Below are 12,878 nucleotides of genomic sequence, written 5' to 3' on the forward strand. Positions count from 1 at the left end.
CGCCCGCAAGGGCCGCCGCCCCACCTGGAACGCCGCCGCCCCCGGCGACGTCGCCGAACCCCTCGTCGACGAGGTGGTCGCCCAGCTGCGCGCGCTGGGCGCGACCGTGGCGACGGGCCGCTTCGGCGCGCACATGCGGGTGACGCTGACGAACGACGGCCCGTTCACCGTACTGCTGGAGATCTGACCGGTCAGGGCGCTACGACCGTCTCCTGGGCCGCCGCCGTGTCCCCGGCCACCAGCCGCGCGTCCACCGGCACGTTCCGCTTGACCAGGGCGAGGGCGACCGGGCCCAGCTCGTGGTGGCGTACGGAGGTGGTGATGAAGCCGATCTTCCGCCCCTCGGCCCCCTCGTCCGCGAGCCGGATCTCCGTCCCCGCCACCGGCAGGTGCACCTCGCTGCCGTCCAGGTGCAGGAAGACCAGTCGGCGCGGGGGCTTGCCCAGGTTCTGCACCCGGGCGACGGTCTCCTGGCCGCGGTAGCAGCCCTTCTGGAGATGGACGGCGGTGCCGATCCAGCCCAGCTCGTGCGGGATGGTGCGGTGGTCGGTCTCGAAGCCGAGCCGGGGCCGGTGCTGCTCGACCCGCAGCGCCTCGTACGCCAGCAGCCCGGCCGGCGGCCCGGCCTGCGCGACGTACGCCTCCAGCTCCTCGCGGGGCAGGAAGAGGTCACGCCCGTACGGGGTCTCCCGTACGGCGACGCCCTCGGGGACGGGGGCGATGGACCCGGCGGGCAGGTGCACCACCGCGATGTCCTCGGTGCGGTCGGCGACCTCGACCCGGTAGAAGAACTTCATCGACTCCAGGTAGGCGACCAGCGCCTCGCGGGTGCCGGGCTCGACGTGCGCCCAGACCGTCTTCCCGTCGTCGACCAGGTACAGGGCGTGCTCGATGTGTCCGTTGGCGGAGAGGATCAGTGCCTCGGTGGCCTGTCCGGCCGGCAGGTCGCTGACGTGCTGGGTGAGCAGCAGGTGCAGCCAGCTCAGCCGGTCGTCGCCGGTGACGGTGACGACCCCGCGGTGCGAGAGGTCGACGAATCCGGTGCCGCCGGCGAGGGCGCGCTGCTCGCGGAACAGGTCGCCGTAGTGGGCGGCGACGCCTTCGTCCACCCCCTCGGCGGGTACGGCACCGGGCAGGGACAGCAGGGGGCTCTTCATGGTTCCAGCCTACGACCGGACCACGGCCGTTCTACGACTCGGTAGTTGAACCCTTGAGCGAACAGTCCTCGCACCGGCCGAAGATCGCGAAGTGCTTCATGTCGGTGTCGAACCCGAACTGCTCGCGCAGCTTGTCGGTGAACTCGGCGGCCACCGACAGATCGGCCTCGATGACGTTGGTGCAGTCCCGGCAGACCAGGTGGATGTGGTGGTGCCGGTCGGCCAGGTGGTAGGTCGGCGCCCCGTGCCCGAGGTGGGCGTGGCTGACCAGGCCCAGCTCCTCCAGCAGCTCCAGCGTCCGGTAGACCGTGGAGATGTTGACCCCCGACGCCGTCTTGCGCACTTCGCCGAGGATGTCGTCGGGGGTCGCGTGCTCCAGGGTGTCCACGGCCTCCAGCACCAGTTGCCGCTGCGGGGTCAGCCGGTAGCCGCGCTGCCTCAGGTCGCTTTTCCAGTCGGTGCTCACCACACCCTTGAGTCTAGGACTACTTGAAGAAAGCGATCCCGTCGTCCGGCATGTCGTCGGGGAGGGCCTTGGCCCAGCGTTCGACGTCCTCCGGGGTGACGACCTTCTTCAGGTGCGCGGACATGTAGGGGCGCAGCTCGACCTCGGGGGTCTGCTTCTCGCCGACCCACATCAGGTCGCTCTTGACGTAGCCGTACAGGCGCTTGCCGCCGGTGTAGGGCTGGGCGGCCGCCGTGCGGGCCACGGCGTCCGTCACCAGGTCGATCTGCGGCTTCTGGGCGGCCATCTCGCCGTACCAGATCTCGATGACGCCGTCGTCGCGGGTCATCGTCACCTCGACCTTGCGGTCGGCGTCGATGCGCCAGAAGCCGTGCTCGGACTCCAGCGGGCGGACCTTGTTGCCGTCCTTGTCGAGCACCCAGGTGTGGGAGGCGTACTCCAGGAAGTCACGTCCGTCGTGGGAGAAGGTGACCTCCTGACCGAAGTTGCACTTCTCGGCGCCGGGGAAGTCGTGCACGCCCGCGCCGGCCCAGTTGCCGAGCAGGAAGGCGAGCGGGACGAGGTCCTTGTGCAGGTCGGACGGGATCTCGATCATGAGCGGAACTTACTTCCTGACGTGCTTCCTGGCGTGGGGGTCAGCGCTGGCCCTGGAACAGCTTCTTCACGGTCAGTCCGGCGAAGGCGAGAACGCCGACGCAGACCAGGACCAGCAGGGCTTCGAAGAAGATCTCCACGGGGTGCTCCTTGAGCGGGGGTGCGGTGGTGTGCACAGGGCCGGGGCCCAGCTTACGCGGCCGGGGCCCGGCCCTGTCGGGTGAGGTACGCCCTGCCCGCCGGGTCAGGCCAGCAGCCGGCTCTGGAGCGCCGCGGTCTGCTGGAAGGGGACGGCGAGTGCGGTGCCCTCGCGGGACTGCACGACCAGGGCGAGGACGTCGCCGGCGGTGAGATAGCCGTGCCGGACCTGCTCGGCGCCGTAGGGCTCGGCCTCCGTGTACATCATGCGGGTGACGCCGGAGACGGTGGCCTTCACGGGGAAGTCCTCGTCCCAGACGGACTCGCCGGCGCCGCGCAGGGCGTGGGCGGGGCGGCCGACCTGGGCGATGTCGCCGCTCAGCTCGTCCACGACGGCGGCGGTGCCGAACTGGAGCAGGTAGATCCGGGTGCGGGTGCCGTCGTCGGTGGTCCAGCCGCGGGCGGCGATGTGCCGCAGGCCGTGGTCGGTGAGCTTCTGCCGCAGCTCGTCCCGGTCGTCCTCGACGTACTCCGCCAGCAGGTCCTTCGTCGCCAGCCAGCCGTCGTCGCCGCGCAGCGCCTTGTCCTCCGTCGCCCCCTCGGGCGCGGGCAGCACCAGCTCGCGCAGGTCCACGTAGTGGGCGCCGGCCGGGTTCGTCTCGGCGAACGGCCCGGGGCTGCCCTCGGGCAGCGGCGGCGCGGTGAGCTCGGGGTAGGCCCAGCGGCCGTCCGACGCGGTGGCCAGCCCCGGTACGTCGGTCCGCTCCAGGCCGCTGATCCCGTACGCCGTCCCGGCCCCGGCCACCGCGAAGACGGCCACGGCGGCCGTCCAGCGTAGGGCGGCACGGAGGAATCGGCGGTCCTTCGGGGGCGAGAACGGGGGCGGGGACGTGGGCACGGGCGCGGGCTGGTCGGGCGGGGAGGTGGGGAGGGGCGGGGAGGTGGGGAGGGGCGGGGGCGGAGGGGTGCCGGGGGGCTGTCCTACGGGGGACTGCTCCGTCGGTGCCTGCTGCTCGGTCACACCGCCTCCCCGGGCTCGGCTATGCGGTCGAGCTGCTCGGTCAGCAGCGCGGCGACACCGTCGGAGTCGAACGGCTTCACGCCCTCGGCCGTGAGGGTGACCAGGACGTCGCCCTGGTACGCGGAACAGAACATCAGGTCGAGATCCTCGTCGGAGTCGGCCGGCGGCAGGAAGCACCGGGCGTTGGTGTGGCCCTTGATCCGCGGGCCCTCGCGGAAGATGTCCAGGGACGCGAAGAAATCGTTCTGCACGGTCGACATGTCCCGGACCGCCGCCCGGCTCTCCATCTGCGCCAGCACGATGCCGGTCGTGACGGAGCCCTTCTCGCCCTCGTCGAAGGCCGGCGTGTGGACGTAGCTGCGCATCGCCATGCCGGCCACGGGACGGCGGTCGATCTCCTTCTCCAGCCGGCGGCGCTCCGAGCGGGGCAGTCCGCGCAGCGACTCCTTGCGCAAGGCGGTCGCCTGGGCGCCGCTGAGCACGGTGTCGGAGCCGAACTCCCCGAGGTCGGGGCCGCGCGTCCAGCCGTCGGACCGGTACGGCACCAGGGTGGCGGCCAGCCCGGTGGCCTCGGCCTCCTCCTCGTCCGCGGCGGCCTTCGGGGACGCCCACACGGGCGCGCCGGCGTCCCGGTCGGCCCCGTCGACGACGACACCGGTGTACCCGACGCCGCCGGCCACGGCGGCCGCCAGCAGCAGGCACCCGGCCACGGCGACGATCCGGCGCCGGCGGGCGGGCTTGCGGAGGTCGGCTGCGGCGGGGGCCGGCGCGGGTGCCTCCGCGATCGCACCGGCATCGGCCGGGACGGGAGCCGTCTCGGGCACGGCCGGGACGGGAGCCGTCTCGGCCTCGGCAGGGGCGGGAGCCGTCTCGGGCACGGCCGGGACGGGAGCCGTCTCGGCCTCGGCGGGGGCCGGGAGGTCCGCTGCGGGTGCGTCCGGGGCGGCGGCGGAGGGCGTGCCGGGCGCGGCAGCGGACCGGTCCTCGCGGTGGTCGTCGGTCACAGCCGCTCCATCTGCCGGTCGGCCAGGTCGGTGATCGTCTTCTTCTCGATCGGCTGGGCGCTGTAGATCCAGATCTCCATGGCGATGTCGCCCCGCCAGGCGTGCGCCTCCGCGCTGTACACCGGGACGCCCGCCTCGCTGTCGGGCACGTTGTGGACGTACGCCCGCCCGTCCCCCGTACCGGCGATCGGCCAGCTGTCGGTGTCCCCCTGCTCGGCCCAGTACTGGGCCTCGTCACCGACCTCGGCGGCGGCGACGTACTCCTCCTGCCGGAACTGGATCAGCCGGACCTCGACCGTGCCGTCGTCCGTCTCCCAGCCGGTGACGGCCGCCCGGCGGAACTCCTGGTCGACCAGGGTCTCGAAGGCGCTGTCCGGCCGGTTGAAACTGGCGGAGTAGCCGGCCAGGTCCAGCCAGCCGTCGGAGCCGGTCAGCCAGTCGGCCTCCCGCGTCCCGCCGGGCTTGTCCACCAGCAGCTCACGGAGGTCGCCGTCGGTCCGCACCTGGCGGTCCCGCGCGGCCGGCAGCGGCTCGGGCCCGTCGCCCTCGCCCCGCGCGAGCGCGGCCTGCGACAGCGCGGGCAGCCGCGTCGGCTCCCGGTCGGCCTGGACGAGGTAGCCGCCGCAGGTACCGGCGATCACACCGAGCACGGCGGCGGTACCGATCAGCAGGGCGGTACGCCCCTTCCGCCGGGGCCGTACCGCCCCGGCTCTGTCTTCTGGTTCTGCTTGTTCTTCCAAGATGTCCCCCACAGGACGTGAAGCGCGCATTCCGCGAGCGCGCACAGGAGACTCATGGCTGTCACCAGGGGTTGCGGGGGCGTTGATTACGATTCGGCCATGGCGAAGAAGCTCGTGATCAAGGTGACCGCGGGGGCCGATGCCCCCGAACGCTGCTCGCAGGCGTTCACGGTGGCGGCGGTGGCCGTGGCCAGCGGCGTGGACGTCTCCCTGTGGCTGACCGGCGAGTCCGCCTGGTTCGCCCTGCCGGGCCGCGCCGCCGAGTTCGAACTGCCGCACGCGGCGCCGCTGCCCGACCTGATCGACTCCCTGCTGAGCGGCGGCCGGCTGACGCTGTGCACCCAGTGCGCGGCGCGGCGCGGCATCACCGAGGAGGACGTCATCGAGGGCGTCCGCATCGCCGGCGCCCAGGTCTTCGTCCAGGAGGCCCTGGCCGACGACACCCAGGCGCTCGTCTACTGAGCCGCCCGGGGCGAGTGACCCGACCGGCTTCCCTGGATCAGCGTCGTCGTTTCCTGCCGTCCAGTTCGTCCCACCACTCGTCCGACTCAGGGTCGCCGGACGGGTCGTCCCACCAGCGGTCCTCGGGTCCGCGGCGGTTGGCGACGATCGCGGCGAACGGCGGGATGACCATGGCGACCACGCACATGCCGACGGCCGCCGGGACGGACCAGATCCGGACGACGCCCCAGGCCAGCACGAAGAGCGCGATACAGGCGCCCATGAGGGCGAAGTACACGTGCCGACGCCGTGTGTACATGTACTCCAGGGTAGGTCCGGACATGCCGGAGGGCCGCGCCCCGGGCGTCCAACCCGTGGGGCGCGGCCCTCGGCCGTCACACATTCCGTCGCACATGCCGTCGAACATGCCGTCACGCATGCGTCAGACGGCGATCGCGACCTCCGCCAGGCCGCCCTGCTGGGCGACCACCGTGCGGTCGGCCGTGCCGCCCGGGACCAGGGCGCGGACGGTCCAGGTGCCCTCGGCCGCGTAGAAGCGGAACTGGCCCGTCGCGGAGGTCGGGACCTCCGCCGTGAACTCGCCGGTGGCGTCCAGCAGCCGGACGTAGCCCGTCACCGGCTCGCCGTCGCGGGTCACCTGGCCCTGGATGGTGGTCTCACCGGGCTTGATCGTCGAGGCGTCCGGGCCGCCGGCCTTCGCTCCACACATGTCCTAGTCCTTACGTCGCGGGTCGCAGCGGGTTACTTGGCGGCGCCGAGCTCGATCGGCACGCCGACCAGGGAGCCGTACTCGGTCCAGGAGCCGTCGTAGTTCTTGACGTTCTCCACGCCCAGCAGCTCGTGCAGCACGAACCAGGTCAGGGCCGAGCGCTCGCCGATGCGGCAGTAGGCGATGGTGTCCTTGGCCAGGTCGACCTGCTCGTCGGTGTAGAGCTGCTTCAGCTCCTCGTCCGACTTGAAGGTGCCGTCGTCGTTGGCGTTCTTCGACCACGGGATGTTGCGCGCGGACGGGACGTGGCCCGGACGCTGCGACTGCTCCTGCGGCAGGTGGGCCGGGGCGAGCAGCTTGCCGGAGAACTCGTCGGGCGAGCGGACGTCGACCAGGTTCTGCGCGCCGATCGCCTTGACGACGTCGTCGCGGAAGGCGCGGATGGACGTGTCCTGCGGCTTGGCCTTGTAGTTCGTGGTGGCCCGCTCGGGGACCTCCTCGACCAGCTCGCGGGCGTCCAGCTCCCACTTCTTGCGGCCGCCGTCGAGCAGCTTGACGTTCTCGTGGCCGTAGAGCTTGAAGTACCAGTAGGCGTAGGACGCGAACCAGTTGTTGTTGCCGCCGTAGAGGATCACCAGCGTGTCGTTGGCGATGCCCTTCGCCGACAGGAGCTTCTCGAAGCCCTCCTGGTCGATGAAGTCACGGCGGACCGGGTCCTGGAGGTCCTTGGTCCAGTCGATCCGGATCGCGTTCTTGATGTGGTTCTTGTCGTACGCGGACGTGTCCTCGTCCACCTCGACGATCGCGATGTTCTCGTCGTCCAGGTGGTCCTGCAGCCAGTCGGCGTCGACCAGGACGTCACTGCGGCTCATGTTCTCTCCTCCGGGGCAGTTGCGGCGGGGCGTGCGAGTGCGGTGGGTGCGCGCACGGCGCACCGGTGCCCTGGAACAGGGCAGGCGGCGAACGCGGAAGGCGGGCTTCCGCTCAGAACGGGCGACAGAGCATGGCGGCAACGCGGCACAGGTCCACTGCCCGCCGCTTCGTGAGATCCGCCTGTCGCTTCATGGTGTCCGATCGTAAGGACGACCCTGCGGGCGTGTCACCGTCGTGTCGAATGATGAGACAGGATCGTCCGCGATGTGGGATACGGGACGGGGTGCGGGGCCCGGTGCGCTGCCGGGCGGACGCCGCCGTCTCATCTGGCGGACAGTCGCCGTCCGTCCTGGGTGCCGGACCGGGCGGCCTGGGGGCCGGACCGGGGCCGTACCGGGGGCCGGACCGGGTGGTCTGCCTGCCGGACCGGGCGGCGGGGCGGCCGGGCGCTCGCCCGTCCGCCCGGACTCCGTCCTACCCGGCCAGCTTGACGTTCGAACCCGTCACCGAGATCTCGACGCCGTCCTTCGCCGCCTCGACCTTGTCCAGCTTGATGCCGCCGGGCAGTTCGTCGATCACCTGCTGGAAGTCGGTGATCTGCCGGATCTGGGCGTCGGACAGGTCGACCTGGCCGAACGACGGCAGGTCGTCGGCGGTCACGCCGACCTTGTCGCCCTCGACCGTCACGGAGCTGAGCACGTGGATCGGCTCGGGCAGCTTGGTGCCGAGCACCGTCGCCTCCACGGCGACGTCGATCTTGCCGTTGCCGCCGTCCGAGAGGCCGACGATGCCGGCGGTGACGCCGGAGGTGATCTGTACGGGCTCGGACCCCGCGGCCTTCAGCAGCTCGTCGTAGGAGACGGTGGCCGTGCCGGACGCGCTGGCCGCGGTGGCGGAGCTGTAGTCGCCGGAGAACGCGACGCCCTTCATGTGCGCCCGCAGGTCGTCGATCCGGACCTGCTCCGTGCCGCCGCCGGCCGTCGCCGCGTACTCGTCCATGGTGACCTCGACGTCGTCCAGTTCACCGCCCACGACCTGGGTGAGGAAGGGGAAGCCGTTGATCGACACGTCCGGGGTGGCGGTCAGGTCCTCCTGGGTCTTCAGCTTGTCCGCGACCTCGCCCTCCGCGAAGTTCACCGCGAGCCGGTCGGCGGCCACGAACAGCCCGCCCAGGACCACGACGACGATCAGCAGTATTCGCAGTGCGCGCATTTCTTCCCACCCCAGCGGACTTCACGGTCGAGGGCCACCGTAGCCGTCCCCGGCCGACCCCGAACAATCCGTCGATCATCTGTGACAGTGACGGCCCGCGCCACGGTCAGCCCAGCACCCGTCCGAGCGCCCACACGGCCGGCGCCGCCGCGCTCAGCGGCAGGGCGACACCCGCGGTGAAGTGCACGAACCGGGACGGGTAGTCGTAGCTCGCCACTCGGTGGCCGACCAGCGCGCACACCGCCGCGCCCGCCCCGAGCAGCGCCCCCGACGAGCCGAGGTCCGTGATCCCGCCCGCGGCGAACCCGGCACCGGCCGCGGCGAGCAGCGCCACGGCCACCGACACCGGCGTCGGCAGCGGCAGGGCGCGGACCAGGGCGGCGACCGCCACCGCGATCGCGCCGACCGTCACCGCGTCCGCGTCGGCCGCGAGCCAGCCGCCCGCCACGATCGCCAGCGCCGAGGCGACGACGGTGGCCGTCAGGCCGTACATCCGCTCGTCCGGATCGGCGTGCGACCGCAGGTGCAGGACGAGGGAGAGGAGCACCCACACCCCGATCGTGCCGAGCAGGGCCGCCGGGGAGCGGTCCGAGACCAGCAGCGCCGCGTCCGCGACCAGCGCGCCGAGGAAGCCCAGCGCGATGCCCTGCCGGGCCGGCCACATCCCGTTCAGCCGGAACCAGCCCGCCGCGGTGACCGCCTGGAGCACGACCAGCGGCACGAGCACGGCGTAGCCGCCGACCGCCGCGGCACCGGCCAGCAGCAGCCCCAGCAGCGCGGTGAGCGCGGCCGGCTGCCCGCCGGGCTCGATGATCGGCGAACGGCCCTCGGCGCGGGCCCGCTGGGCATCGGTGATCCGGGCGTTCCCGGCGATGGTGGCGGGGCCGTACCCGGTGTCCGGGGCGGGGGGCGGCTCGTACGGCTGGGGCTGGGGCTGTGGCTGGGGTTCCGGCTGCGGCTGCGGCTGCGGCGTGTAGGTCTGCGCCGGGTACTGCTGAGGCTGCCCGTGCTGTTGTCCGTACTGCTGCCCGTGCTGTTGTCCGTACTGCTGCTGCGGGTACTGCTGATACGGCTGTTGGTACTGCTGCCCGTACTGCTGCTGCTCGTACTGCGGCTGCTCGTACTGCTGCTGCGGCAGATACGCCGTCTCCTCCGCCGGGGCCGCCGGTACCGGTGGCTGTACGGACGTCTCCCAGGTCTGCCCCTGCCACTGCTGCGTGTACTGCTCGGCCTCGCGCGGGTCGTCGTACCCCTGCGCGGGGCCCTGCCACTGCCGCGGCTCGTGTCTGTCGAACGGCTGGTTCGTCATCGGTCGGTCGTCACCCTCCTGCGAACGGCGGGAGCACCTCGACCGTGCCGCCGTCGGCCAGCCGTACCGTCTCATGCCCGCGCGTGCCCACGGGATCGCCGTCGACGAGGAAGGAGCAGCGCAGCAGCACGCGCGCCAGTTCGCCCGAGCCGGAGCCGGAACCAGCGTGGCGCGCGCGTACGGCGTCGAGCGCCTCGGCGAGCGTGTCCGCCTCGTACGGCTCCTCCGCCACCCCGGCGGCGGCCTTCGCGGCGGCCCAGTAGCGCACCGTGACCTTTGCCATCTAAATCCTTTTGAGTCCTGTGTCTACGGGCTGTGGACACCGTCAGGCTAGCTCGCCCGCGAGAGCGCCCAGTCCCCGATACGGCACAGGAGTTCGGCCGTGGCGGCGTGCTCGGCGTGGCCCATGCCGGGCTCCAGCCAGAGTTCGCCGTGGTCACCGGCGGCCTCGGCCAGCATCCGGGGGTGGTCGAGGGGGAAGTAGCCGTCGTTGTCGCCGTGCACGATCAGCAGCGGTACCGGCGCGATCCTGGCCGCCGCCCCGGCCGGGGAGAGCGGCACCGGGTCCCAGTCCCGGTCGTGGATGCGGGTGCGCAGGGCGTAGCGGCCGACGAGCCGGCCCTCGGGGCGCAGCACCAGCCAGTGCAGGCGCCGCATGGGGGCGGTGCCCCGGTAGTACCAGCGGGCCGGCGAGCTGACCGAGACCACCGCGTCGACGCCGCCGTGCAGCGCCGCGTGCCGCAGTACCACCGAGCCGCCCATGGAGAAGCCGACGGTCACCACGCGCGCGTGCCCGAGGCTCCGGACCCGGTCGACCGCCGCGGCCAGGTCGAGGACCTCGCGGTCGCCGACCGTGGAGCGCCCGCCGGACGCCCCGTGGCCGCGGAAGGAGAACGTGGCGACAGCCCCGTACCGGGTGAATTCGGCGGCGATCCGGCGGAGGTGCGGGCGGTCGGCGTCGCCCGTGAACCCATGGGCGACGACGAACGCGAGATCACGACAGGGTGGCCGGGAGCTGTCGTATACAAGTCGCGGCGGGTCGTATACGAAATCGATTCGCACCCCGTCGGACGTGCGCAAATACTCCCGGAGAGGCCGCCGGCGAGCCGTCTCGGAATGCGGACGAAAGGTGGAACGTGCCACATGACCTGCCGGACCGTCGCTCATGTCGGCTATTGTGCTGGGCAGAGGACTCGGGCAGTGAAGCCCCCGGGTCCTTTTGTGCTTTCGGAAGCGTTGTATACGAGGCGGGAAACCGCAGGTGTACGGAGCCCCGGGATCGCAGAGCAAAGACGCAAACGTCCTCGCAGGGACCGAGGAGGAACCCGACGTATGAGTTCTCTGCTGCTCCTGACCAACGCCCTCCAGCCGTCGACGGAGGTGCTGCCCGCCCTCGGACTGCTGCTGCACAACGTGCGCGTGGCCCCCGCGGAGGGCCCCGCCCTGGTGGACACCCCCGGGGCCGACGTGATCCTGATCGACGGCCGCCGTGACCTGCCGCAGGTGCGCAGCCTGTGCCAGCTGCTGCGTTCCACCGGCCCCGGCTGTCCGCTGGTCCTGGTCGTCACCGAGGGCGGTCTCGCCGCCGTCACCGCCGACTGGGGCATCGACGACGTACTCCTGGACACCGCCGGACCGGCCGAGGTCGAGGCCCGGCTGCGCCTGGCGATGGGCCGCCAGCAGATCGTCGCCGACGACTCCCCGATGGAGATCCGCAACGGCGACCTGTCGGTCGACGAGGCGACGTACTCCGCCAAGCTCAAGGGCCGGGTGCTGGACCTGACCTTCAAGGAGTTCGAGCTGCTGAAGTACCTCGCGCAGCACCCGGGCCGGGTCTTCACCCGCGCCCAGCTCCTCCAGGAGGTCTGGGGCTACGATTACTTCGGCGGCACCCGCACGGTCGACGTGCACGTACGGCGGCTGCGCGCCAAGCTCGGCCCCGAGCACGAGTCGCTGATCGGCACCGTCCGCAACGTCGGCTACCGGTTCGTGACGCCCGAGAAGCCCGAGAAGCCGGCCCGCGCGGCGGAGGACGCCGACTCCGGGCGGGCGGCGGCGGACAGCGCGGCCGGGGCGGAGAGCGCCGCCGAGGTCGGCGAGGGTGCGACCAAGGTCTGACACGGCCTGCCCCTGGACTGGTCCATCCGCGTAGACTCCGCGCGTGGCCAAGGTGACTCGGGACGATGTGGCGCGGCTGGCAGGGACTTCCACTGCCGTGGTCAGCTATGTCATCAACAACGGACCCCGGCCGGTCGCCCCGGCCACGCGCGAGCGTGTCCTCGCCGCGATCAAGGAGCTGGGGTACCGGCCGGACCGGGTCGCCCAGGCCATGGCGTCGCGCCGCACCGACCTCATAGGCCTGATCATCCCCGACGCCCGCCAGCCCTTCTTCGGGGAGATGGCGCACGCGGTCGAGTGGGCCGCCGCCGAGCGCGGCAAGATGGTGCTGGTCGGCAACACCGACTACGTGGCCGAGCGCGAGGTGCACTACCTGCGCGCCTTCCTCGGCATGCGGGTCTCGGGGCTGATCCTCGCCAGCCACGCGCTGAACGACCTGGCCGCCGCCGAGATCGAGGCCTGGGACGCCCGGGTCGTCCTGCTGCACGAGCGCCCCGAGGGGATCGACGAGGTGGCCGTCGTCACCGACGACCTCGGCGGCGCCCAGCTCGCCGTACGCCACCTGCTGGAGCACGGCCACGACTACGTCGCCTGCATGGGCGGCACCGCCGAGACCCCGTCCGTCGGCGACCCCGTCTCCGACCACGTCGAGGGCTGGCGGCGCGCGATGCGGGAGGCCGGGCTGTCCACCGAGGGCCGGCTCTTCGAGGCCCCGTACAACCGCTACGACGCCTACCAGGTGGCCCTGGAGATCCTCGCCGGGCCGCGCCGCCCGCCCGCGATCTTCTGCTCGACCGACGACCAGGCGATCGGCGTGCTGCGCGCCGCCCGCGAACTGCGCCTGGACGTGCCGGGCGAGCTGGCGGTGGCCGGGTTCGACGACATCAAGGAGGCGGGGCTCGCCGACCCGGGTCTGACGACGGTCGCCTCCGACCGCTCCGCGATGGCCCGGGCGGCGGTGGACCTCGTCCTCGACGACGCGCTGCGGATCGCCGGTTCGCGGCGCGAGCGGCTGAAGGTGTTCCCGTCCCGGCTGGTGGTCCGCCGGTCCTGCGGCTGCGGGTGACCCGCCGCC

Annotated in this window: 17 protein-coding genes; 4 read left to right on the forward strand and 13 right to left on the reverse strand. The window is 72.3% G+C overall.

What is annotated here, in order from left to right; all coding sequences use genetic code 11:
• On the forward strand, window positions 1-187 hold a 187-nt coding region (locus ACIQR3_RS12540; RefSeq protein ID WP_403537678.1), incomplete at its 5' end, for a D-aminoacyl-tRNA deacylase.
• Window positions 188-191: 4 nt separating this feature from the next.
• On the opposite strand, the gene ACIQR3_RS12545 is transcribed toward ACIQR3_RS12540, so the two are convergent.
• The 6 genes from ACIQR3_RS12545 to ACIQR3_RS12570 all read right to left on the reverse strand — a co-directional run bounded on the left by ACIQR3_RS12545 (window position 192) and on the right by ACIQR3_RS12570 (window position 5,120).
• On the reverse strand, window positions 192-1,157 hold the full coding sequence (locus ACIQR3_RS12545; RefSeq protein WP_403537679.1) for a YgfZ/GcvT domain-containing protein: 966 nt from the start codon (window positions 1,155-1,157) through the stop codon (window positions 192-194).
• 31 nt (window positions 1,158-1,188) lie between these two features.
• Window positions 1,189-1,626, reverse strand: coding sequence for a Fur family transcriptional regulator (locus tag ACIQR3_RS12550; protein WP_215174634.1), 438 nt, complete (start codon window positions 1,624-1,626; stop codon window positions 1,189-1,191).
• A gap of 16 nt (window positions 1,627-1,642) precedes the next feature.
• Window positions 1,643-2,218 (reverse strand): FABP family protein, encoded by a 576-nt coding sequence (locus tag ACIQR3_RS12555; RefSeq protein WP_215174636.1) that lies wholly within the window; start codon window positions 2,216-2,218, stop codon window positions 1,643-1,645.
• A 243-nt stretch (window positions 2,219-2,461) separates the two neighbouring features.
• Window positions 2,462-3,376 carry a hypothetical protein gene (locus ACIQR3_RS12560; RefSeq protein ID WP_403537682.1) on the reverse strand — a complete coding sequence of 305 codons (915 nt, stop codon included), beginning with the start codon at window positions 3,374-3,376 and terminating at the stop codon, window positions 2,462-2,464.
• On the reverse strand, window positions 3,373-4,380 hold the full coding sequence (locus tag ACIQR3_RS12565) for a hypothetical protein (protein ID WP_403537684.1): 1,008 nt from the start codon (window positions 4,378-4,380) through the stop codon (window positions 3,373-3,375). The genes ACIQR3_RS12560 and ACIQR3_RS12565 overlap by 4 nt, the downstream gene beginning before the upstream one ends.
• Complete coding sequence (locus tag ACIQR3_RS12570; RefSeq protein ID WP_403537686.1) at window positions 4,377-5,120, reverse strand: hypothetical protein; 744 nt, start codon at window positions 5,118-5,120, stop codon at window positions 4,377-4,379. The genes ACIQR3_RS12565 and ACIQR3_RS12570 overlap by 4 nt, the downstream gene beginning before the upstream one ends.
• A 99-nt stretch (window positions 5,121-5,219) precedes the next feature.
• On the opposite strand from ACIQR3_RS12570, the gene ACIQR3_RS12575 reads away from it, so the two are divergent.
• Window positions 5,220-5,582, forward strand: coding sequence for a DsrE family protein (locus ACIQR3_RS12575; RefSeq protein ID WP_403537688.1), 363 nt, complete (start codon window positions 5,220-5,222; stop codon window positions 5,580-5,582).
• 37 nt (window positions 5,583-5,619) lie between these two features.
• On the opposite strand, the gene ACIQR3_RS12580 is transcribed toward ACIQR3_RS12575, so the two are convergent.
• From ACIQR3_RS12580 to ACIQR3_RS12610, 7 genes are all read right to left on the reverse strand, one after another.
• Complete coding sequence (locus ACIQR3_RS12580; RefSeq protein WP_403537689.1) at window positions 5,620-5,880, reverse strand: DUF3099 domain-containing protein; 261 nt, start codon at window positions 5,878-5,880, stop codon at window positions 5,620-5,622.
• Between the two features lie 123 nt (window positions 5,881-6,003).
• The gene (locus ACIQR3_RS12585) at window positions 6,004-6,291 is read right to left on the reverse strand and encodes a DUF1416 domain-containing protein (protein WP_030187974.1); all 288 of its coding nucleotides are present in this window, start codon (window positions 6,289-6,291) and stop codon (window positions 6,004-6,006) included.
• Window positions 6,292-6,323: 32 nt separating this feature from the next.
• Window positions 6,324-7,163, reverse strand: a complete 840-nt coding sequence (locus tag ACIQR3_RS12590; RefSeq protein WP_403537691.1) for a sulfurtransferase — start codon at window positions 7,161-7,163, stop codon at window positions 6,324-6,326.
• A gap of 475 nt (window positions 7,164-7,638) precedes the next feature.
• Window positions 7,639-8,376 carry a DUF2993 domain-containing protein gene (locus ACIQR3_RS12595; protein ID WP_403537693.1) on the reverse strand — a complete coding sequence of 246 codons (738 nt, stop codon included), beginning with the start codon at window positions 8,374-8,376 and terminating at the stop codon, window positions 7,639-7,641.
• Window positions 8,377-8,482: 106 nt separating this feature from the next.
• Complete coding sequence (locus tag ACIQR3_RS12600; protein WP_403537694.1) at window positions 8,483-9,685, reverse strand: hypothetical protein; 1,203 nt, start codon at window positions 9,683-9,685, stop codon at window positions 8,483-8,485.
• Between the two features lie 10 nt (window positions 9,686-9,695).
• On the reverse strand, window positions 9,696-9,968 hold the full coding sequence (locus ACIQR3_RS12605; protein WP_403537696.1) for a MoaD/ThiS family protein: 273 nt from the start codon (window positions 9,966-9,968) through the stop codon (window positions 9,696-9,698).
• A gap of 47 nt (window positions 9,969-10,015) precedes the next feature.
• A complete protein-coding gene (locus ACIQR3_RS12610; RefSeq protein ID WP_403537697.1) occupies window positions 10,016-10,852 on the reverse strand; it encodes an alpha/beta hydrolase in 837 nt (278 codons plus the stop codon).
• Between the two features lie 165 nt (window positions 10,853-11,017).
• On the opposite strand from ACIQR3_RS12610, the gene ACIQR3_RS12615 reads away from it, so the two are divergent.
• Entirely contained in the window at window positions 11,018-11,803 is a 786-nt protein-coding gene (locus ACIQR3_RS12615; protein ID WP_215166689.1) for a response regulator transcription factor, read from the forward strand.
• A gap of 43 nt (window positions 11,804-11,846) precedes the next feature.
• The gene (locus ACIQR3_RS12620) at window positions 11,847-12,869 is read left to right on the forward strand and encodes a LacI family DNA-binding transcriptional regulator (protein WP_403537698.1); all 1,023 of its coding nucleotides are present in this window, start codon (window positions 11,847-11,849) and stop codon (window positions 12,867-12,869) included.
• The last annotated feature ends 9 nt before the right edge of the window (window positions 12,870-12,878 follow it).

Origin of the sequence: Streptomyces sp. NPDC090994 (assembly GCF_044768905.1) — a bacterium.
Taxonomy (GTDB): Bacteria; Actinomycetota; Actinomycetes; order Streptomycetales; family Streptomycetaceae; genus Streptomyces.